This is a genomic window from Endozoicomonas ascidiicola, assembly GCF_001646945.1.
GTDB lineage: Bacteria > Pseudomonadota > Gammaproteobacteria > Pseudomonadales > Endozoicomonadaceae > Endozoicomonas > Endozoicomonas ascidiicola.
On sequence record NZ_LUTV01000002.1, the window covers coordinates 654,168 to 677,327 of the forward strand.

The following is a 23,160-nucleotide window of genomic DNA, read 5'->3' on the forward strand; positions in this document are numbered from 1 at the left end:
ATAAATATATATAGGATCCAAAGGATGAAAATACCCTCTATTTCTACTCTGCAGAATACTAATTCCAGGCAGCTGGCAGAGTCTGGAAGCCCAATCTGTACTCGAGTAAATAAGGGTGGGATTGCTAGGAGAATGACAAGTAACTTTATTCCGAGACCTAAGAATAAATGGATGATTTTCTTAACAGAATATACAGCCAGAAATGCTGGAGGAATTCATAAAAGAACAGAAATATGCAAAGCAGCTTCTGTAATTTGGAACGGTATGAGTAGGCAAGAGAAGGAGGTATATGTTAACAAGGCATTGATAGAAAAGAAGAAGCATAGTGAGCAATATCCAGACTATAAATATCTCCCAAAAAAAGCTGTTAAGTCTGTTAAGTCTGTTAAGTCTGTTGAGTCTGAAAGAGAAGGTAAGCGGGTAAAAATATTTAGTCTCTTTTATTCTGAAAATGGATATTTCAAGCCGGTTGTTTTCGATGCCCTCGATTCTAAAAGTGTGAAAAAGACTAAGGCTCAAGTTTATCAGTATGCGCTCAGTGAAAAAAAAATGGAAAAAACATATCAAACAAAAAATGACGTGTGCATCATTGAAAAGTCTGGAGCATATGCAAAACACCTTGAAAATAATCAGGCCGGTCAAATTTTATGCAATGGTGAATTTGTATCTGTTGAAGATATAAATGTTCAAAATTCAGCAGAAAAATGCCTAGAGGCTCTTTTGCCGTTTGGGGTAGAGACAGAACAGGAGTTACCCGATATATGCAATGTGGAATCTAGTTTGCCTATACTTGGAAATTTTACTGATAGCTTATTTACTGCCCCTACCAATAGTACAATAAATAGACAGCTTTCAGTGTGTGATTCTCTATCATCTTCAGGTAATAATCAGATGGCTGAGTACTCTTTCAACCAAAGTGGTAAAAATAATTACTTATCATCACCTGAATGTCTCATAGATAGCCAACAGTATGACCATAATTATTATGGTTGTCCTAAAACAGACAACGAAAGTTTGAGAAAAAACTACCAAAGATTACTTAATATTGTCAGTAAACTGTGATTTCTTGAGTCCAGAGTATCTTGAAATAAACTAATAGCGCCAGAAAGTAGGTGTAAATAGTACAAGTAGTGTAAATATTTCAAGTCGTCCAAGGAGCATGGCAAAAGAGAGAACCCATTTGGCACTGTCAGGTAATGTTTGATAACTGGTAGCGGCTTCTCCTAATGCAGGGCCAAGGTTATTCAAGCAGGAAGCAATGGTTGAAAAAGCGGTGACAAAATCCAGACCAGTGCCCAGTAATACCAAAAACAGCAAAACAAAGACCAGAATATAAGTAGCAAAGAATCCCCATACCGCTTCACCGACTCTCGGGCTTATGGGTCTGCCACCCAGTTTGATGGTAAAAATAGCATTTGGATGAACCAGACGACGAAGCTCTCTAACGCCCTGTTTGGCAATCAATGCCACACGAATTACTTTCATACCGCCAGCTGTTGACCCTGCACAACCACCAATAAAACTGGTGAAAAATAACAGGAACGGTAAAAACATTGGCCATGAAGAAAAGCTGGAAGAGGATGTGTATCCCGTCGTTGTCGCAACAGAAACCACCTCAAACAATCCGTAGCGAAAGGATTTAGTCAGTGAATAGGTATCGGAGAAATACAGTGTTGCTACGGTGATCGCCCCCACAACCCCAAGAATTCCCAGAAACCATTTCACTTCCGGATCCTGAAAATAATGAGACAGTGACTTATATCGCCAGGCAGTAAAGTGCAGAGCAAAGTTAAAGCCAGCGACCACCATAAAGAAAATAGCGACAGACATGATCAGTGGTGAATTAAACGCTCCCATACTGCCGTCGTAAGTGGAGAAGCCACCAATGGCAATGGTAGAAAAGCTATGGCAGATGGCATCAAACAAATTCATTCCTGCCAGCCAGTAGGCAAGAGCACAGGCGGCGGTAAGAAACAGATAAAGAAACCATAGCGCTTTGGCGGTTTCAGTAATTCGTGGTGTCAGCTTTGAATCTTTAACCGGCCCAGGGGTTTCTGTGCGATACAGCTGCATTCCACCGATACCCAGCATCGGTAAAATAGCGACAGCCAGAACGACAATGCCCATCCCGCCAAGCCATTGCAATTGCTGGCGGTAAAAGAGAATCGAGCGGGGTAAGTCTTCGATATTAGTCAATATTGTCGCACCGGTTGTCGTCAGCCCAGACATGGACTCAAACAGTGCATCGGTAATACTGAGCGACGGGCTTTCCATAAACAGAAACGGCAGAGAACCCACAGAGCCAAGTACGATCCAGAATAGAGCTGTGACCAGAAACCCTTCCCGGTTTCTAAGCTCATCTTTAATGTTTCTGAATGGAAACCAAAGCAGAATGCCCAAAGAGAGCGTCAGTAAGAAGGTATAGATGAAAATGGAGATTTCCCGCTCCTGATAAATCAGGGCAACGAACATCGGTGGTAAGCTGGAGGTGCTGAAAAGTAACAGCAGTATTCCCAAAATAGGGGAAATAACCTGAAACTGCATGGTGTGCCTGCTTCAATCCTTTTGGCGTGTCGCCGTGTAAATTCTTATAGTGGCTATAAAAAATATTGATTATATGCAGTAGGAGGGTACTCCCAATCCATGGGAAAAAAAAGCCTATAAATACTATGGTCAGGAGCTTACAGAATAAGACATGTTGGTTCAGGTCGTTCAGGTTCTGGAAGGTTATTTGCAGCACAGTGTAAAAAATCTCGCTTGTAAGCAGGAAGGTTTTCATCTTTACTTTTTTGTAAAGCAAACTGCTTAATTGACTCATGCTGTTCACAGTTACTGCGAAATGACCAATTAGCTGAGCTTTCTACCGTAATCCTAGCTACAGAAGCAAAAAAGTTTGGTGTATTTCCAACAAATGTAAGCATTTTTTCAAGATATTGGTCATCACCCGTCGCAAAATAACTTCCCCACAATAAATCAAATCTATATGGGTCACCCCGATTATCATTATTTACAAAATCAAGAATATCGTTCGCTCCTGAAATAATTTCAGACGCTCGAAAACCCAAAGGAGATTCATCTACTTTCCAGGAATGCTTTTGGGCAATAAGCCCTATCATAAGAGCGATGAGATCTTTATTATCATTACTCGTGTAATTATTAGCCAATCTTTGAAATTCATGAAAGTCTATTTCAGTTGGAGAGAGGTAGAAGTAAGTCACCATATCATTGAATTTATCTTTTTCACTCTCAGGCTTTTTATCCGTGGGTTTGGTGAGTGGTATTTCTTCAAACACCTGCTGTGAACCATTATGTTCTGAAATTCTGTTTCGGACATTTTGGGCATGAACGGTTGTGGATGCTAGAGTTTTGCTTTGTGGATAGTTAGGGCTTGTTCCGCTTTGTGCTGTTGATTCGACGGTAGAATGAATTTTAACAGTAGAGTCTAAAAATTTTCCCTCAGGACTATCCCCCGTTACATTTGATCGATCAATAATCTGTGATGTAGAGGAGGCGGAAGTAGGAGAACTGGAATGATTTGAAACAGAAGCATTAGCCATTGGTTAAGTCCACATGATAAGTATCCAAACGTAGGACAAAAGAAAAGAATAATGGTTCATTTCTGGTATTATGAAACCACTTACTGTCCTGTAAGTGGCTTCAAAAAATAGAGTTAGAAAAAACCCAGTCCTACCTGAAACAGTTGCTCAACTTCTCTAATTTTCCGTTTATTCGTCAGAAATAAGATGACATGGTCACCAGTCTCAATCTTGGTAGAGTCATGGGCAATGAGCACTTCATCATTACGAACGATAGCCCCGATGGTTGCGCCATCTGGAAGGTTGATATCTTGAAGAGCCTTACCTACCACTTTGGAACTGTGTTCATCACCATGAGCAATAGCTTCAATCGCTTCCGCAGCACCACGGCGCAGAGAGTGAACATTCACAATATCCCCACGGCGAACGTGCTTGAGCAAACTACCAATAGTGGCAAGTTGCGGGGATATCGCAATATCAATTTCACCGCCCTGAACCAGATCAACATAGGCCGGGTTGTTAATCAGCGCCATTACTTTGCGGGCACCAAGACGTTTCGCCAGCATGGAAGCCATGACGTTGGCTTCATCATCATTGGTTAGCGCACAGAAGATATCGGTTTCTTCGATGTTTTCACTGATCAACAATTCTTTGTCAGAGGCGTTGCCGTTAAACACCATGGCTTTGGTCAGTGTTTCTGACAGGAACTGACAGCGCTCCATATCCCGTTCGATAATTTTAACTTTGTACTGACCTTCAACAGCCTGAGCCAATCGCAAACCAATATTACCGCCTCCGGCAATAATGATGCGTTTGTAATCATCATCCAGACGTTGAAGCTCGCTCATTACCGGACGAATATCTTCTCTTGCGGCAATAAAAAATACTTCGTCGTCTACTTCAATAACGGTGGTGCCTTTCGGGGAAATTGCATTTCCCCGGCGGAAGATGGCAGCAATTCGAGTGTCCACATTTGGCATGTGCTCACGAATGTAGCGAAGCTCATGCCCAACCAATGGACCACCGTAGTATGCTTTCATGGCCACCAGTTGAACTCGACCATCGGCAAAGTCGAGAACCTGAAGAGCTCCGGGCCGTTCCAGCAACCGCTTAATATAATTGGTGACGACCTGTTCAGGGCTGATCAATACATCAATAGGTAAGGCGGTATTGGCAAACAAATCCTGATTTTTGAGGTAAGCCGCCTGACGAATACGGGCAATTTTTGAAGGCGTGTGAAACAAGGTATAAGCAATTTGACAGGCGATCATATTCACTTCATCGCTGTTGGTCACAGCAACGAGCATATCGGCCTCATCAGCACCGGCCTGCTTCAGAACGCCAGGGAAAGAGGCCTTTCCCTGAATAGTGCGGATATCGATTTTATCCTGAAGCTCACGCAACCGGACGCTGTCAGTATCGACAACGGTAATGTCATTTTCTTCGCCGGCGAGATTCTCTGCCAGTGTGCCGCCAACCTGGCCAGCACCTAGAATGATAATTTTCATGAGGATTCCGTCTTCACCATCAGGCTATAGAAGAAGCCATCACCATTAGAGCTGGTCTGACCGCTGTTGCCCGGAAAAAGCTGTTTACCAAACCCAGTATCATGACCCCATTTTCCCTCAATGGGTAGAAGTTTGGCGCCGGCGGTTTCTGATAGAAAGCGCTCAACCTGCAAATGGTTTTCCTGAGGCATAATAGAGCAGGTAGCGTAGAGAAGCGTGCCGCCGGGTTTTAATAATGGCCAGATAGCCCGAAGAATCTTCTGCTGGAGTTCCGCAAGGGCTTCAATATCTTCTGCGGTTCTGAGCAGTTTAATGTCCGGATGGCGACGAATCACACCGGTGGCAGAACAGGGCGCATCTAAAAGAATATGGTCGTACAGTTTGCCCGGGAACCAGCTATCAGGATCGGTAGCATCACCACAAAGCACATTGGCCGTCAGGCCGAGCCGGTTTAGATTTTCGCCAACGCGTTCCAGACGATGACCATCCGCATCCAGAGCGTCGACAGTAATATCAGTATTTAACTCAAGAAGGTGGCAGGTTTTTCCACCGGGGGCACAGCAAGCATCCAGAATATGATCGCCGGGTTTTGGTGTAATTAACGTGGCTGCCAGCTGTGCAGATTCATCCTGAACACTGACCGCACCTTCACTAAACTTATGAAGCTTATCTACAGGCACAGGACGATTTAAAACGATGCCCTGTGGTGCAATAGGCGACAATTTACCTTCAATGCAGTCATCCAGTAGCTTTTTCATATAACGGGATGGTTGAAACTGTTGTTCATTCACCCGCAAAGTCATGGGCGGCTGCTGGTTATTGCCAGTCAGGATGCTTTCGTAATGATCTGGCCAGGCGCGCTTGATAGTATTGACCATCCATTTTGGATGAGACCAACCACACACAGGGCTTCTGTCTTCCAATTCTTTCAGCTCATCCAGACGACGCTGGGCGTTTCTGAGAATGCCGTTGACCAAACCTCTTGCCCAGGCTTTGCCCATGGTGCGTGTGGCTTGAACCGTTTCACCAATGGCCGCGTGGGCCGGAATTCGGGTATAAAACAGTTGGTAAAAGCCCACCAGGATCAGATTATGAATATCCTGCTCTTTGTCTTTTAAAGGCTTCTCGGTGAGAAACTTCAGCCAGGCATCCAGCTTGTGGTAATAACGAAGGGTACCGTAGGAGAGCTCTGCCAGCAGTGGTTGATCTTTTTTAGCCAGCTTTTCCTGCAGGGCGGGCAGCACGACGCTGAGGGATTCACCGTTAGCAACCCGGGTTACTGCCCGGGCTGCCAGTTGTCGAACAGACGATTGTTTGGCCATTTAGCTGAATAGTTTCCCGGCGCTGAACATTTCCTTTTTGCTGTTCAACAGCTCCTGAACGGTCATTGCGCGGCTTCCTGCCAGCTGCAGTTTTTTAATCCGAAGCGTGCCTTCAGAGCATGCAATATCCAGTCCATCCTTATGGGCTTTGATCAGGGTGCCCGGTGTTTGGTCTGAACTTTCACTTAAAGGCTCAGCTTCCCAGACGCGGATATTGGTGTCGTCCAGAACAGTGGTGGCCACAGGCCAGGGGTTAAACGCGCGAATCTGACGATCCAGTGTTACCGAAGCGCTCTGCCAGTTCAGCTTTGCTTCTTCTTTACTCATTTTATGAGCGTAATTGGCCAAAGCATCGTCCTGCTTTTCTGGCTGAAGCTGACCTGCGGCAATTTTATCCAGTGCTTCCACCAGTGCCGGCTGACCCACTTCAATCAAACGGTCGTGAAGGTTGGCAGACGTATCATTGGCATGAATAGGGCAGAATGCTTTTAACAACATATCGCCGGTATCCAGCCCTGCATCCATTTGCATAATGGTAACGCCGGATTCGGTATCGCCCGCTTCAATGGCTCGTTGGATCGGAGCGGCACCACGCCAGCGCGGTAGAATAGAACCGTGCACATTGATACAGCCCAACTTCGGTGTATCCAATACCACTTGAGGCAGAATCAACCCGTAAGCCACAACCACCATTAGATCCGCATTCAGCGAAGAAAGTTCCTGCTGAGCCTCTTCATTACGAAGGGATTTTGGCTGGTAAACCGGGATATTATGTTCCAATGCCAGCTTTTTCACAGGAGATGGCATCAATTTCTGACCACGACCTGCAGGGCGATCTGGCTGACTGTAAACGCCGATCACCTCGTGGTGGGTATTCAAAATGGCCTGAAGGTGAGCGCTGGCGAACTCGGGAGTGCCAGCAAAAACGATGCGAAGACTTTTCATTACCGGTTCTTTTTACCCAACTTCTTGCGAATGCGATCCTGCTTAAGGCGGGAGAGAGTGTCGATGAAAAGCTTGCCTTCCAGGTGATCCAACTCATGTTGCACACAGACGGCAGCAAGACCATCAAAATCTTTGCTGTATTCGTTGCCGTCACGATCCAGAGCGGTCAGGCGAACCTTTTCCCAGCGATCCAGCAATTCATAAAAGCCGGGAACGGAAAGACAGCCTTCCTGAAGCTCGGATTTCTCATCACCAATCGGCTCATAGGAAGGGTTGATCAAGACCTGAGGGTCGTTACCTTCTTCGGAAAGATCCATAACCACAATACGCTGATGAAAATCCACCTGAGTCGCAGCAAGCCCGACGCCCTGTGCTTCGTACATGGTTTCCAGCATATCGTCCACAAAGCGGCGAATCTCGTCAGTGACCTCAGCAACCGGCTTGGCAACAGTGCGCAACCGTGGGTCAGGGTATTCAAGGATTTCCAGTAAGGCCATCAGTACTCTCTATCTGGCGAAAAAAATCGGTATCTATTATGCAGTATATCGCTATTTGGGGTCATCAACTAAGAGACAGGAACTGCAGGAATAGGAAATGGTAAAAAATCATAAGGTACCGATGAATATCAGCTATTTTTAGGCGTTGGAAGTCTACACCTTATAAAGATTATATTAAGCCAAAAGGTTCGGGCAATTTTGAATATAACAATATATACAGAGAGTGCCTCATGCCTGCTTTATCTATTCCTGTAACGTCTGCAGTGCTTAGTGATAGGTCATTTGAAAACGATAGGTCAGATTACAACTCAAAATATAAAACACCACAGACTGTCTTCTCAAAAAAGCCCTTAATGAGTTCAACCCCAGAGGACAAGAGCATAACCGGCCGTGGGTCTAAAGTAGCGACCCCCAAAAATAATTTAGTAAAGGACGGTGTTGAAAACGCGAAAGAAAGTAGCCTGACTCGAGAGCGTCGAAGTGCTGAAACTAAACATCAGAAAATGACAACAACGGCAATTCCTGAGACTGAGGGTTCAGCATCAACAGTGAGTCAAACCACGACACCGGACAATACAGACGTTGACGAACTTCAGACGTTGCACCTGAAACTGCAGAATGAATTAAACATAAATATGGAGAGTGCGCGTGATTGGCACTTTCTTAGCATCCTGCTCACCTATAGCAGCCTGTGCCCTGAAGACAGTACGAAGCTCGATCCAATTATCGAAAAGGCCAATACAAATATTTCACGTCAAACAATGGCTCTGTTTTACAGCCAGCTGGTGGAGTATCGGGATATTATTAAATCCTTTGATACAAAGACAGGAAATGCTTATAGCAACATTATTGATGATGTTGAAACAAAAGCCACCGCCATTCTCAATGAGGCGGACTCAGAAGAGAGCTCAAAAGGCAAAGCACTTTTTGACTTAATTGATGAGGCCATTAATCGTCTCAAACCCTTGAAGTACAGCGGTAAGTTTGGTCTGTTTTTTAAAGGGTTGCGAGATCGGCAGCTTGAGACCGCAAGGCTGCAGCAGCCATTGTCAAACATTGCCCCTACTAATGAGAATGAAAGGGTTATAGCGGCTTCGTTCGAACAGGGCCTTGATCGAGCAACATTGTATGAAAATCTGTATGAAAAATTACACCAGCTTATATCTTCAGATGAATTTGAGCAGGCAGGCAGGTTGTTTTTCTTTGCAAATGCAATGATTAGGGGGAAAGAAGGAACCGCTTACAATCATAAAAAGCAGAACCCGTTCATGGATAAGCTACTTGATTTTGAATCCCCTTCCTTACCATCACAGGTTGAGCACTCATCGAATGGAATTCAGAATGATTTTGAATATGGCATGAAGGTTGCCCTTATTCTGGCGAGCCTGAAAAGTTATGGAGGTATCTGGAACGAAGATTATGAGTTTGGTGTTGCTTTCAGTTTTCTGCAGATGTTATCGGGAGATAACCCTCAGTTTCTGAATAACCTTCTTGAGCAGATGACATTGTCAGATGAAGGCTCCAGACAAGTGGTTAAAGAGCTTACACTGGCTTTTCAAGCCAGCTATGAGTACTACCTTTACACCATGGTGTACCCGAATGAGGAAAAACAGAGAGCCAGCGAAACAATCCTTCGAAAACTTGGTGTGGATACATTAAGCGAGCACTTTTCACTATTACAGGCAGCCATTGGACGAATTATTGGACCAATGAGTGCTTGGGAAAGTAGTAGAAGCACTCCAGCTGAAATCATAACATTTCTTATCAATAAATTTGATGAAGCTCATGGGAGGGATGGGAATTTTAATAACCTTCAGGTTGTTATTCATATCAATAGAATGGGAGTTCAGTCACCTAAATACAGGACAGAGTTTATTCGAGCTGGTTTGACTCAGGATAATAATGGACTATTCAGTCTTACCATTGGTGATTCTACAGAAGGGTCTATACGTTATTCGGGAATGACCAGGGAGCAACTGACTGGAACTACTTTTAATGAGTTGTTTAGCCATAAAATAAAGCATTTACTCAGCCTGCATTTTAAAATAACGGTAGGTAATGATGTCAGCATCCCTATTCAGATGGTACCAGCGTCGATTCATTACGTTGATCAGTTAATCGTGTTGCAGGGAAGCCCGCTTAGTCTACGAGATATTATATCAACCCCTGTATCACAGCTCCCTCAGCTTGAGCGTACACGCATGATGGAGCTGACTCAGCAGTTCTTCAATACAATGAAAGACAGAGCTGTTTTCACCACGCTAATAACACCTGAAACACAGCGTACAGCACCTCCAACAGACACAGCGACCGCCCTTTCAAATTTAACCGCTGAAATGCAGGAGCTTCTTGCTATTAAAAAAGCAACAGTGGATGGGGAAGAACTGATTCAAGCCGGTACAGCGCAATTGTTTAAGAATGTCTTAAAAGGATTCACTGGCATTCTCAGACTGTGTAATGACAGCTCACAATCATCTGATGGATTATCAGCAGATGCAAAACAGGCGCTCTCTGAATTTAGCAGTATGGTTTCTGATGTTTTAGACGACACAGAGTTGTCTATTCCATCAGATATCAGAGAAGCGTTGTCTGAGTTTAATACTCAATCACAAGTTTATTTAAGCCAGCATACCGAAGCGACAACCACGGCTGGTAATCATCAGGAGCCAGAAAGCCAGACAAAAGAGACATCTGTAATTCACTCACCGGGTTCAAAAGTGCTTCTGAATCCTAGGCAGTTATTAAGGTGGATAGTGGGAAAACTAAAGGGGAGTGAGACTGATGCTCAGACAATGACAGAGCAAGAATTGGTCGCATTTTTTAAAGAGTATGAAGGTGTGTTGGGAGTGTTTACTCCCGAAGAGTCAACAGGTCAGACTGAGGCTCCGTCACTGGATACTGATCAAGCTATAAGTGGCCTGTTCAAAAATAGTTTGAACGAGATTATGGAATGGCATCAAGGAAGCCATCTTGAGGTTCACCCAGATAAAAATTCATATCGAATATTAACTGGAAATCAGCCCTCCTTTAACTTGCTATCTCAGTGGCAGAAGTGTTTTGATGAATCCCCTGAATCACATTCAGAGCCTGTGTCACAAACTCTTCTACCACCAGATAATCCTACAAGATCAGATGCTGAGGACGTAACGGCTTCTGAAACAACTGATAGTAGTAGTCTAAACAAGATTACCACACAGATTCCCACAGAAGTACCTGAAACAACGCCAGCAACTACTCCAGTGTCAACGACACAGTCCACACAATTCATACTTCAGAATGTACTGATAAATGCTGTAAAAGACACATGGGTTTATAAGCTTCAATTAAGGTTGTTGAAGTATCGTGATGAGGCTCCAGATGGCAATAGCGTTCAACCGGTTATAAATGCCTTAGATAAATTGATTAAGGCAGATCAGCTGAAAGTGCTTAAGAGCTGGATCAGTGCATTTGCGAAAGCGACTCAATCATCAGATCCAGCGACTGCCAGGCGGTTTACAAGTATTCTGGATAGCATAAACAGTCACAAGACTGGCAATAGTGAAGACGAGCACTCCCGAAAAAAACGTTCGCCACTCAATCCATTTGATTTGGACCATCAGGTTTTCTCACTGCTTAATCAGTTAGCCAGTGATGAAAAGGCTGCAGCTTTCACCCGGTTTTCCCAAGGTATACAGAGCAGTATTACCAAACATTCGTTGAAGCTGAATAATCAAATATCGGATTCAACACCTACGCGTTCAGAAAGCTTAGCGGAAGAATCCAAAAGTAGAGTGATTACCCCTTCTGAAATGGATGAGGTAAAACAGCGGATCACTGATTATTTTGCTGAGGGTGATTATTACTCTGCAGGTCAGACCTCTTTTGACCTGGGTGAGATCAGTGTTAATCAGCATATTCTGGCCAGAAGTACAGGCAATAGTGAGTCGATCACGGAAACCAATGATGCTGAAACCAGCCTGTCGCAGAGTGATTTTGTTGAGATTGATGGAAATGTTGATGCCAGTTTGTTTGAAGCATCCTGCTTTATGGCAATCGTTACTAATCCACTGTTTGTTCGTGATGTATTAGCTGGATGTACAGGCTACTGCAAAGGGTTTTCCTTCATCCAGGCGATAGCTGGCATGAAGGGAGTAAGCTTGAACTACCGTCTGCTCGATATGTTGGCTGAAAATCAGCTGGATGCCGGAACACTGCCACAGGCGATTGCAGTGTTACAAATGCTACTTAATATCTCTCACTCTTCTCATCTACCCGATCTGAATCCGGAAGAAGCGGCTTTTGAAACAGAAAGACTAAAATACTTTGGCTTTAAAAAAGAAAGTTTGGTTTTTAAAAATCTGTTGAACAAAGTCGATGCAATTAATGTTGAATATCATGGACTGGAAACACAGGACACCACTCTTGATACAGCTCTGGATGTATTGGTCGACTTCTATGAAGCTCAAAAAGGAGCGGCCCAAACATCTGAGATTAAAGGTGCCGAAGTAGGCATTGTCGGTACTTTTTATATTAAAGTTCCGCATATGATCCGGCTGGCCCTGGAAGAAAACCTGGAGGGTGGTTTTTATATCATTTATGAGAACTCTCAGTCATCGTTAATCAAAGTATCGGTTAGCTCATTAAGCGAGCTGAAAACCGATAAGGTGCGACAACAGTTTGGGAAAATTATCCGAAGCGACTTACGGAATCGTTATAGTTACACCGATGAACAACTCCGTTTAGTAAAACTGACACCCTCCATCCTGTCAGAAATTGCAAGCTTACAAATCCTGCCAACGAGTTTTTCAACATTAGGTGAGTTAGTTGCAACTCCTCCCTCTGAAAGGGCTTTACTGGATCAGGGCAGGAAGCTCCAAAAGCTCACAGAGCTGTTAACGAAGCTTTCTCAGCCATCCACCAGAGATGCCATCCGGCAGGGAGCTTTTGAAGGGCTGGTTGAAGATTCGACAGTTAATCCAAATAAGGTCAGTAGCTTAAGCTCGTTTAACCAAAAGGTTCGCGAGGTGCTTGAGGCTATTGGTTTATTTGAACGTCAGGGAACTGCCCTATCCAGTGAAAGAATTGAATTAATTCAAGATATCCTTGGCACCGTGACTAATGAACTTAAGTTGATCAACTCGATACCTGCTACGGTGTTGGGGCGATGGCTTACTCAGGAAAAGTTGAATAACTTACGACAGCTGTCTCAAGCTATGGAGGCGTTGAAAGAAGCGACTGCTGGCGAAGATTTCGGTGCAGCAACCGATTTAAACGATGCTGTAACCAAGTTAAACACAGAAGTGGCAGCATTTTCTCAGAAGACACAAAGTATATCGATTTCGGAGCTTCAGTTACCGGATGCTGAAAGTCACCCTCTTCCAGAGAAAACCGTTTCCAAGCTTAAAAAAACACTGAAGGAAAAAGCGCACAAAATAGCGCTGGAGGAAACACCATCTACATCATCAGCTACCAAAGAACCAAGCAGTGAATCTATCGAAAAGGCGGAAGAGCAGGTTGCTACGCACTTTAAAGATGGAGCCGACTTTTTTATGGCTGTTGTTGGTGCGCCTTCCAGAAATGTTGGCACACCCACAGAATCAAATTCCCAGAAGTTATCCAACGCATTAAATGAGGCTGCTGATCAGGGGCTAAAAGAAACAGCAGGAGCTGGTGAGTCATGGAGTCGTATACCAGGTAAAAATGATGATGCTATTGACCGGTTGTTGAAAGATGAGTCAGTCAGAGCGTTCCTGAAGCTGAGACCCAGTGATTTTGTCAGTATTACAGAAGGTGATGTCACAGTTACAGCCAAAGTTGTGGGGGGCGTTGCCACAGGTATTGCAGAGATTGGCGGTGTAGCGTTCGCTTACCGGGCTACCGTGGGAGAATGGTCGATTCTTTATAAGCCAGTGGGTTCCAGCGGTGCTTACATGGATGCAAAGGATTTACCAGAATTAGAAGATCTGGATATAAGCGCAACAGACTTAAATAACAATGTCCAGAAAGGCATAGAAAAGCTCGACTCAGCAGAGCTGGATGCTCCAGATGTTCCTGATACCCCTCTTGAAGATGTTCCGGTTGCTAAAAAGCCCCGGGTTATTTGTAAGAGAGACTTAGGCTGTGTCACTTCAGAAACAGAAGAGGGGGCTGGAGATTCTTTCGCAGATTTGGTTATCGATACTTTGGAAGAAGGGGCTGTCAGTGACGGTTTAGCGGATACGGCCCTGCCAGCTGGAGCCTTCTTTGCAGGAAGCATGTTAACAGTAGTCGGGTTAGGAGCAGCTGGTAGCGGCAATCAGAATGAACAGCCACCGTCGCCTCCAGCCAATTCGCCTTCCGATAGTGATAGTTATTCTCCTGTCACCCGCAGCCCCAACTCTGGTAATCATAGAAATAATCAGGATGATGCAGACAGGCCTGCAACCGATCAGGCTGCTACAGATCGATCTACATTAACGACTACCACCAAGCCAGAGGTTAAGCCAGAAACTACAACCATTACACCTGAACAGACCCAAAAAAGTACCGAAAAAATTACAGAGAGTAATGTGAATGTAACAACGCGCCCAGATATAAGCCCAACGACAGAAGAAACTGAAAAGACAACCAGCACACCAACCAGTGCAGAGCAGACAACCCCAGCTCCAACATTAGAGCCTCAAACAAAAGAAGTAGATAAGACACCACCCCCTGCTTCAACAGTCAGTCAAACAACAGAAAGCGGTCAAGAAGAAACAACTCCAGTAATAACAACAGTGCAAGATGAGCCGGCTCAGAGAACAACGCCAGAGTCTACGACAACTGTTACAGGAGAAGTGGCAACCTCAAATGAAAATGCAAGTACCGTTACTTCATCAACGTCAAGAATAAGGAATGGTACGTCAGCGGTATCTAATAGTACATTGGCGTCACCGGCAACAGCTCCTTTTTCTACACCGGCACCCAGTGTAGAAATAACAACATCAGCCAATCAAAACCTGAAGAATAGTATTGATCAGTTATTACAAGGTTTCTTCAAGAACTCCTGGATAAGCGCGCTCTTTCAGCAGCAGAAGACAATTCTGCAAAGCTTGCCATCCAGTACTGCTTCACCCGCATTATCATTCAACCAGCAGAAGTTGGACATTTTTTATCGGATAGCAAAACTGATTGCTTTAAAAGAGTTCACAAGAGCATTTATTACTGGGGTGCGAACTTCAGATCCCGATCTGGCAAGTGAATACAAGACACTTGGTGATTATTTAAGTGGGCGGATCGAGCAGATAAAGCAGGAGCCCAAAACAAGAGCCAAGCGATCTCATAATGGTAGTGATGGCAGTGAAAGCACCAAACAGGAGTGGACTCAATATGATATCAACAACTTTGTTGATGAAACCCTTGAAACGTTTATGGATCTACTAGGAGAAAGTGATCATAACCAAGCGTTTATTGAGTTTTCCCAAGGCTATAAAAAGAGGCAGGATGAATACCGCAAGTTCATTCATGATGATGTAGATGAAGATGATATGTCAGAAAGTGATGCCTTACTGGAGAGGTCAGCTACTGAGGTTATTGATGATACCCCTCTCAATCAGTTGAAGGTGGCGGCAGCACATTCAGTGGATGATCAGAATTATTTTCAGGCAGGGAAGCAGATATTTGATATCGAAATGATTGAAACGAATGTTGAACTGCTGTTGTCTGGCAAGGGAACAGTAAGCCAGCAAAGTGAAGCCGATAATCTTTCAGAATATAGCGGTATCTTTTCAAACATTGTATCCGATGCCGGAGAGGCTGTTGGCACATTTTCAAAGTTCAGTATTCTTGCATCGGCACTGTACGCTCAAGTCTTTTCCAATCCGCTCCTGCATCAGGATCTAGTACTTAAGTGTGCAGGCTACTGTATGGGCAGGACGCTTTTTGACGCCGTTTCAGAGCAGAATCCCAACAACCTCGCTTTATGGAATCTATTAGATGACTTGTTTAGCCCGAACGGTTCGCCAACCGTTACCTTAAATGCGATCGTAGCTCTACAGATGATTGCTGATCAGGCTGATGACAGCCAGAGCGAGAACCCCGAGGCTCGACACAGGGCAACACAAGCACTGAGAAAGCTACAGCATCTGGGTTATGAAACAGGCAGCCAGACATTTCAGGAACTTTCATCGCAGCTCCATAGGTTGAATGTCCGTTTTTTTTCACTTCCCCATAAGACTGTTGCAATAGAGAATGTTGTTGGTGAGTGTGTTAAATCTTTTCGTTTGCAGGAGGCAACTGCAGAGCAGCAAGGGCAGACCTTTAATAGCCAGCAGTTTTTTGTAAATCTGAGTGAGACGGCGGGTGTTACGCACGTTGTGCGTATATCTGTCACAAAAAATGCGGCAGATAAATACATGATCACCTACGAAAATACGCAGTCGGTCATGTTTAAAATTGCAGCTGATACATTGGATGAGTTAGCAAGCGATGAAAACAGCGAGCAGTTTGCAACTCATATAGCAAATGACTTACAGGGGCTTTATGAATATACAGGGAGGCAGATTACTCTAACCAAGGCAACGGCAGCCTTTATGGGAATTCTTGAGGATTTAGTTGTTTTACACGGCAGCGCTTTGACAGTGAAGGATATAGCAACAGCATCCCGAGCAGAATTACCCGTACTGGAACAGCAAAGGCAGATAGGCCTGTTCACTGACTTTTTTAATTTTCTGGCTGGCACCTCTGGTTTTCAAGCTCTCAAGCAAGCTGTGCCGGAGGGGATCAGATCTTTACCTTTCACCGTAACCACTAAATCCCCTCTTATTGACCAGGCTAAAGAATTACTGGTCAGCCTCCACCAAAAAACAGAAGCCGGTACGCCAATCCCCATACAGACCAAACTATTGGTGGGAAATGTGCTGAAGAAAATAACAGGGACGTTGAAACTGGTTAATGGAATGTCGGATGCTGAGTTTTCAGCAGGCATAACGGAAGCTAACTTGCCGTTACTTCAAAGGCTTTCACAGGCAATCGAAGCTTTCAAGACTACTAGTCTGGCTGAAGCCGATGATGCAGAAATGAGTCACCTTTTTGGGGGAGAGCTTAGCGAATTTATCGTGGAAGCAACGAAGTTCAGTGCAAAAGTGGCCACAGCAAGCACCGCCGATCGCAGTCAGCTACCCTCTTCTTCGTCACATAAGGAATCAGAACTCAGTGACAGCAAAAAGGCTCAGTTAAAAACAGCCATAAACCAGAAGGCCTTGAAAAATGCACAGTTACAGGCAGCTCAGGGAGCGTCATCTTCGCAACCAACACCAGCAGAACTTCGTCAGGCAAAGGAACAGTTGGCTGTATCGGCGCAAGATGGAGCTCATCTCTTCTTTAGTTTAACAGGCCGTTCACTCGTTAGCCCTGACTCTGAATCAATTGAATCTTCGTCTTTGTCCGAAGAGTCAATACTGCTGAATGAAAAGCTGGATGACATCGCCTTGACAAGTTTGATGGAAGAGCTGGAACGTTTTCCATCATTTGCAAAAGTGGCTCAGCATGAGAGTGACCCAATAGAGGATCTATTCAATGACCCTGTCGTTGATAAGTTTCTGGGGCAGAAAGCCAGCATGGTAACAGGGGGTGACAATGTCGCTGGAAAAGTTGTTGGAGGCATAGCCAGTGGAGTTATTACACTGGGTGGCGGATTGGCGCTGACGTATCGAGTCATTAAATCGGGTGATGGCGCTTTGCAAACAGTGTACAGACCACTGGGCCAATCAAATAGAGCGCTGACACCCGCAGAACAACAGGAAGCAGATGACCTGGTCTCTCAGGAAATGAACAGACGGCTTCCCGATGCCAATAATGATCCATTAGAGCCTGAAAATTCGGTAGAAGAGCGCATCCCTGTTGAGTGTGGGGCAAGGAAGAAAAGAAGTCTTGAACCGTGTATTCCGGAAGAGCCAGAGGCGGTTGAAGAGACGGCTCTTGAGGATGGAGCTGGAGATTCAACGTTGGCAGACGTCCTCATTGATGGTGTTGTCGATAGCGCATTTGCAGATGAAGCGGTGGATGCAGCTCCTGTACTTGGCGCTGGAGCTGGCTCATTACTTCTTATTTTTGGTTTAAGTCACTCGGGTAATAATCAACAGAGACCCTCAACGACGACGGCCACTACTACCACAACAACTACTACGAAGAGACCGGAAAGTCATACTCAAAAAACAACGACAACTGAAGTTACAAAAACGACAAAACCTGCAAATAAACCAATTACTGCAAGTATTCCAACAACGAATCAAGCGGCAACAACTCCTGAAGAAACAGCTCCTAGAGAGGCAACCCATACAAAAACAACAACCCCGGTAACTTCAGATTCAACAATACCAACTACACCAGCTACAAGGACGACACCATCAGTAACAGAAATTACATCAGGAAGTACGTCAAGTTCGGAAGAACAACCAGTCACAGAGCCAGAAACCACTGAGCCTACGACAACAACACCATCAGAAGAGTTAGGCACAACTCAAGGAGAGCAATCAACACTTGCTCCGCCTGCAACACCACCATCAGAAGAGGAAGAGACAACTCAAGCAAAAGTATCAACCCCTGTGCCATCTACAACGACATCTAAAAAATCAGGGTCAATAAGCTTCGAGCCGCCGGTTGCTAAGCCTTCGCTTAAACCGTCCAGAGATTTGGCATGCAAAGTTTTGGTGAAATTTGATTTTCCAGAATGGTTTGCGCGTGGGGTGTTTACGGATGAACAGGTTAACCACATGTATGGGAATATGATGGGTTTCCTGGAGTCATCACTGGGAACCATCAGTGAGTACTTGTCATCACTTCCTAAAGCTACAACCCTGCCTGTCAGAGAAGCCAGAGATCTGGCAAAAATGTTTTTAACAGATGATGCTGCTCTTGTCGTAAGAACACGATTACTTAGTGATATAAAATTTAAACCCTGTGTATCGAGAGAGGGGGAGGCCAGTTATGAAAATGATATGGCGCAGAAAAGAGAGATTATTGATCTTGTGCGACTTACTTGGGTCAAGGATAAATGGTTTAAAGAATTTGCTTCCCGCAGGCAAGGAAGAGTAACCAGATCTTTGGATCATAGTCGTCACTCACATCGATCCACCAGGGAGAAGAAACGACATATTTTGCGCGAGTTCGACAGAGATCTTAAAAGGCTGGAGGAAGAAAAAAGTGGTGCAGGAAATACAGAGCCTGCGATACGTGGCCGGCGGAAAAGGGCTGCCAGTCGTCATAGTGACGAGCTAAATGAGATAGCTAGAGTGCAGGGAGTGCTGAGAATGGTCACAAATCAGCTGCAATCTTTTGAGGGAGTTCAGCTGCCTGAAAAAAACGTCAGGGTCAGAAAGAACCGAAAGCTCAACTGCAGGATCCTTGGTAGATATAAACCTAGCTCGAGCTCGAAGTCTGTTGCCAGTGAAAGCTCAGATTCCAGGGTGCTTGAGGCAGCTTATAATTCTTTGCCATCCAAGCTTGTTGCTGTTCAGAGCATGTTAACAGCACTGTTGAAGCACCCCCGCGCAGGAAAAATAAATGGGCTGGTCCCATTATTGAAAATGTTGAAAAAAATGAAAGCGCTCTCTAACGAGAGAGAGAAGCTTTTACGACACGGGAAATTTTATCAGCCATGTACCGATAAAAAAGGACGTCCAATTGCTGCCACAAGCCCTGAACAAACCAGGCTATTGATTAAACAAATGCGGCAGTTCGATGTCACGGTAAAGCAGTTTGAGAAAGCTAATCAGCACCTTCTGTCAACCTACCGTATTCCGTCAGTAACACTGCATACCAGGCGATCATCACCCCTTGGCCTTAGTCGAGAGGCTGAGATCCGCGTTCTCCGTTCTATCCAAACAGAGTTGGAAAAATCCAGACGTCTGGTTAAGCAGCTAAAGGTAGCTACTGTTAAAGAGGTGATACAACCTGCAATTCGCCCTGTTGCCAGCCTTGGAACTAATACCACGGCGCCTGCTGATAATGTTGTCAGGTATCACCACCGGCGAGATACCGATGCTGCACCTAAGCCACCGGCCCATCATAATCGAAAACTCTTAAGTGTGGGTTCTGAACATTTAGAAGACCACCGTCCTTTGGACGGGCTATTTAGAGAAAATAATGACTATCAAAAGCCGATGAGTTCAAGTGCATCCCGGCTTGAGAGCCCTATTAATAAAGGTTTTCAAATACTGAGTACGTTTGCGAAAGAAATTCTTAATCCTGATATATCGGCGTTTTTCAGCCAATTCACATCTTACTTTAATGGCCCTGTTACTGAAGAAAGCTCAGAAAAACCAAACTTCGGATTTGAAGCACATGCCAGCAAAGAAAATTCAACGAAAGAGCTTCTTAAAGAAACAGATGTAAGCGAAGCGTCTACCCGGCAGTGGAGCTCGACAGTGACTGTTCTTGGGAAGTGCGAAGGTGAGTCTAATGACTGCAAAGCTCAAGTGGGTGTGATGACAACACACTCTGATGACCCTGCATTTTGCCATAGCCAAACCCAAACCCCCGAGGACGGTAAGCAATGTTCCTCGTTCAAGATCAGAGCAAATTCAGAAACCTGCGAGGAAACAGAAGCTCTGAATATGGAGAATCTATTCTCTAAACGGAGGTTTAGCGGGAACGAAAATTCCAGCTGGGATGATTCACTGTGTGATGAACAAGAAATACTAGCAACGGCAGCTGGCTCAATTAAAGAAATGATGAAGGAGCGGGCTCTATCAAAGTGGCAAAAAAGTGCAGATTACTTAAATGGTACTCATGGTTTACATATGCCATTTACACATAAGCCAACTTTTCTGCAGATATTAGATTTATTTGAATCCTCCCATGGCTCTCTTCCTGAGGGTTTCCAACGCAATGATCAAGGTGATATTTTATTAACTGTTACAGGAGAGTCAGCCTTTCAATTTGACTTAACCAATAACCAAATGAAAGGTGAGCAGCCTGAAACTGAATTGGGAGTGGTTACTCCAGAACGAATTGATTCAATCAGGAAGGCCGCCACAATGGATTCCCGAATGGCGGCTTATCTTCAGTGGCAACCAATTATTGAAACCCCTAGAAATCTGGCTGAAGTTTTAAACCTTCTGGTCTGCAAAATTAACGACCGTAGTATGATTAAAGGGCACTGGTCTGATATTCAAAAAGCACAAGAGACCGGAAGTCATGCTTCTTTGATTGGAGTGCTTCAGGATGGAACGGATATTGCTTCTGACCTCTATAAAGATGTGAAAAACTACATCAAACTTGCTGAAAACAGCCTATGTGATATGTCGTATTGGACCGATTCAGATTTGATTTGCATTTCGATATTACAAATTTATTTAAGAAAAACAAAAGAACTGAGAAGCGATGCACTGGCGAAGCGATTTATTAGTGAGCTGCTTGATTCTCCTGTTGGACCAGAATCCCAGAGTTATAGTGATCTTTTTGATGTGGAAGAGAATGGAGGTGTCAGAATCAGGGGGCGCCATGCTGAAGATAATATTAAAGGAATGTCCAGACATCGCTTTTTTAAACTGGCCACTGTTTACAGACAGGTTAGTGAAGACCATCCCGTCGAGCGTATTCAACTCTGCAGCCCTCAGAATGGTAACCGTCTTGAACTGGTTCGTTGCATGCTGAACGTCATGGCAAGAAGCTGTTTTGATAACTCTGGCTCCAAATATATTGATGTTGCCAGGCAACTGTTAAAAGAAAAACGTCGTATCAATGAAAGCAATACTGAGCAGGTGAGCCTTTATCAATGCCAGCAGTTAGTCGATGATTGGTGTAAAGAAGCTCAAAATAGTGAGCCTGATCTTAAAACCCGTTATGTGACTGATTTAATAACCTTGATCAATAAAAAACTGAAAAGTTTTGATATTAACAGTCAGGATAGAATTCCGTTATCAATTGCCATTTGGGAGCGGCTGCATCAAATAAAATCTTTGGCGCCTGACACGGCAGTGTATCATTCTTTGTTAAAGGATAAGGCTGGCCAGCTGGCTGACCTATACCATCAATCATATAGCAATGCTGTAAGCTCCATGCCTGAAACAATGTCATCGCAGGATATTGATGTGGTTAAAGAGCTCCATAGAGATATTGCTTTAATTTGCTTTCATCAATTAGTGGATGATGTTGACAGTAATGAACTGGCTCATAAAATCAGCAGCATGGTATCTAAAGAGTGGCAGGTTGTAGCAAAAGAGCATGAAGAGGTAAGCCATGAAACCGGGGCAGGTTTTGTCAGAGTGTCTAATATAACCTCACCCAGAGAAAAGGACCTTATTAAAAGTCTGAATAGACTTCCTCAGCAATCTAACTTGTACTTGCCTGCAGCCTGTATGCCAATCTCTTTGTCGGCAGCATCGACTTCTACTCTGCCAGCCACCATGAGCTGATGATTACTGGGAAATCCGTTTCGGTATCAGGACGACGTATATGGTTTCTCATGGCAACTCTGGTGCGAGGATGGTACCAGAGAGGGATGGCGTAGTAGTTCCAGAGCAACGTTCTATCCAGACTTTTTAGTATGACTTCAAGCTCCTGCTGCGATTGAGCATGGGGTATTTTTTCAAGAAGATGATCAACTACCGGGTTACTGACACCTGCAAGGTTTTGGTTGTCCGGTGCGTCTGCATTGCTGGAGTGAAAGAAGCGGAACAATTCGATACCGGGTGAAAGGCCGAATGGGTAGTTATAGCCAATCACATCAAAGTCGGCGTTTCGGACTCTCCGGATTATAGGTGCTGCTATCCAGCACCCGATATTTTAAATCAATACCAATGCCTGCCAGATTTTTCTTAAAGGGAATGATGATTTTGTCCATGGCATGGCTATTGGATATCAACTCAAAGCTCAGCTGTTTTCCATCCTTATTGACCAGTTGGTTGTTCTTTACTTGCCAGCCAGCTTTTTTTAGAAGTTGCAGTGCAGTTTGTTGATGCGCTCTGATCCGTCCGGAGCCATCAGTTGTTGGCATAACAAATGGTTTAGAGAATAGCTCTTCTGGCAGGGGTGCTCAGCCTGAATAATGTAGCAAGTATTTAAAAAGCATCTACTCTATTAGTAATTGACTACTGACGTTTATGTTTGCTGCCATGCCTGCCCAGATACTTTCTTCAAAAAACTCCGAAACCCAAGTTCTCATCACTATCCAGCATGGAAAGTCAATGTTGGAGTTTGAAGATCTGTTACAGGACGAGCTTAATGATGCTGGCCGTCTGGCATCTGCTAAACAGCTGGAGYACCTCGACACTGATGGCTCTCCTATTCAGCTTGGCTCTATCAGTATGACCTGCAAGAAAAAGAAAGAACTCAAGGTTTATGAGTCTCCATGGGGGCAGTGTCCAGTAGAGCGCTATGTTTATCAGAGCAGTAAGGGAGGTAAAACGTTCTG

At 44.5% G+C, this 23,160-nt stretch carries 10 protein-coding genes and 1 pseudogene; 3 read left to right on the top strand and 8 right to left on the bottom strand.

All coding sequences use genetic code 11. The features are described from left to right. Nucleotides 1–132: 132 nt before the first annotated feature. Nucleotides 133–1,062, top strand: a complete 930-nt coding sequence (locus AKL11_RS06800) for an HMG-box domain-containing protein (RefSeq protein WP_157673447.1) — start codon at nucleotides 133–135, stop codon at nucleotides 1,060–1,062. Between the two features lie 30 nt (nucleotides 1,063–1,092). On the opposite strand, the gene AKL11_RS06805 is transcribed toward AKL11_RS06800, so the two are convergent. From AKL11_RS06805 to def, 6 genes are all read right to left on the bottom strand, one after another. After that, entirely contained in the window at nucleotides 1,093–2,544 is a 1,452-nt protein-coding gene (locus AKL11_RS06805; protein ID WP_067515840.1) for a TrkH family potassium uptake protein, read from the bottom strand. Between the two features lie 137 nt (nucleotides 2,545–2,681). Beyond that, nucleotides 2,682–3,557: a hypothetical protein gene (locus tag AKL11_RS06810; protein ID WP_067515841.1), complete on the bottom strand. Its 876-nt coding sequence runs from the start codon at nucleotides 3,555–3,557 to the stop codon at nucleotides 2,682–2,684. A 113-nt stretch (nucleotides 3,558–3,670) separates the two neighbouring features. Next, complete coding sequence (gene trkA, locus AKL11_RS06815) at nucleotides 3,671–5,044, bottom strand: Trk system potassium transporter TrkA (RefSeq protein WP_067515842.1); 1,374 nt, start codon at nucleotides 5,042–5,044, stop codon at nucleotides 3,671–3,673. After that, complete coding sequence (gene rsmB, locus AKL11_RS06820) at nucleotides 5,041–6,366, bottom strand: 16S rRNA (cytosine(967)-C(5))-methyltransferase RsmB (RefSeq protein ID WP_067515843.1); 1,326 nt, start codon at nucleotides 6,364–6,366, stop codon at nucleotides 5,041–5,043. Before rsmB ends, trkA begins: the two co-directional genes overlap by 4 nt. Then, nucleotides 6,367–7,311, bottom strand: coding sequence for a methionyl-tRNA formyltransferase (gene fmt, locus AKL11_RS06825; protein ID WP_067515844.1), 945 nt, complete (start codon nucleotides 7,309–7,311; stop codon nucleotides 6,367–6,369). Then, nucleotides 7,311–7,808, bottom strand: a complete 498-nt coding sequence (def, locus tag AKL11_RS06830) for a peptide deformylase (RefSeq protein WP_067515845.1) — start codon at nucleotides 7,806–7,808, stop codon at nucleotides 7,311–7,313. Before def ends, fmt begins: the two co-directional genes overlap by 1 nt. Nucleotides 7,809–8,161: 353 nt before the next feature. On the opposite strand from def, the gene AKL11_RS06835 reads away from it, so the two are divergent. Beyond that, complete coding sequence (locus AKL11_RS06835; RefSeq protein WP_067515846.1) at nucleotides 8,162–22,162, top strand: hypothetical protein; 14,001 nt, start codon at nucleotides 8,162–8,164, stop codon at nucleotides 22,160–22,162. On the opposite strand, the gene AKL11_RS06840 is transcribed toward AKL11_RS06835, so the two are convergent. Both AKL11_RS06840 and AKL11_RS06845 read right to left on the bottom strand, forming a co-directional pair. Then, nucleotides 22,137–22,472, bottom strand: a complete 336-nt coding sequence (locus tag AKL11_RS06840; protein WP_067515847.1) for a hypothetical protein — start codon at nucleotides 22,470–22,472, stop codon at nucleotides 22,137–22,139. The genes AKL11_RS06835 and AKL11_RS06840 overlap by 26 nt on opposite strands. A 1-nt stretch (nucleotide 22,473) precedes the next feature. Further along, nucleotides 22,474–22,743: an ABC transporter substrate-binding protein gene (locus AKL11_RS06845; RefSeq protein ID WP_067515848.1), complete on the bottom strand. Its 270-nt coding sequence runs from the start codon at nucleotides 22,741–22,743 to the stop codon at nucleotides 22,474–22,476. A 190-nt stretch (nucleotides 22,744–22,933) separates the two neighbouring features. Here AKL11_RS06845 and AKL11_RS25600 point away from each other — a divergent pair. After that, nucleotides 22,934–23,160, top strand: a pseudogene (locus tag AKL11_RS25600) (ISKra4 family transposase); the annotation flags it as partial.

What these genes read in the sequence shown, in the direction of transcription:
- AKL11_RS06800 (WP_157673447.1), top strand. Translation starts at nt 133, where the DNA reads ATGACAAGTAACTTTATTCCGAGACCTAAGAATAAATGGATGATTTTC.
- AKL11_RS06805 (WP_067515840.1), bottom strand. Translation starts at nt 2,544, where the DNA reads ATGCAGTTTCAGGTTATTTCCCCTATTTTGGGAATACTGCTGTTACTT.
- def (WP_067515845.1), bottom strand. Translation starts at nt 7,808, where the DNA reads ATGGCCTTACTGGAAATCCTTGAATACCCTGACCCACGGTTGCGCACT.
- fmt (WP_067515844.1), bottom strand. Translation starts at nt 7,311, where the DNA reads ATGAAAAGTCTTCGCATCGTTTTTGCTGGCACTCCCGAGTTCGCCAGC.
- AKL11_RS06845 (WP_067515848.1), bottom strand. Translation starts at nt 22,743, where the DNA reads ATGCCAACAACTGATGGCTCCGGACGGATCAGAGCGCATCAACAAACT.
- rsmB (WP_067515843.1), bottom strand. Translation starts at nt 6,366, where the DNA reads ATGGCCAAACAATCGTCTGTTCGACAACTGGCAGCCCGGGCAGTAACC.
- AKL11_RS06810 (WP_067515841.1), bottom strand. Translation starts at nt 3,557, where the DNA reads ATGGCTAATGCTTCTGTTTCAAATCATTCCAGTTCTCCTACTTCCGCC.
- trkA (WP_067515842.1), bottom strand. Translation starts at nt 5,044, where the DNA reads ATGAAAATTATCATTCTAGGTGCTGGCCAGGTTGGCGGCACACTGGCA.
- AKL11_RS06835 (WP_067515846.1), top strand. Translation starts at nt 8,162, where the DNA reads ATGAGTTCAACCCCAGAGGACAAGAGCATAACCGGCCGTGGGTCTAAA.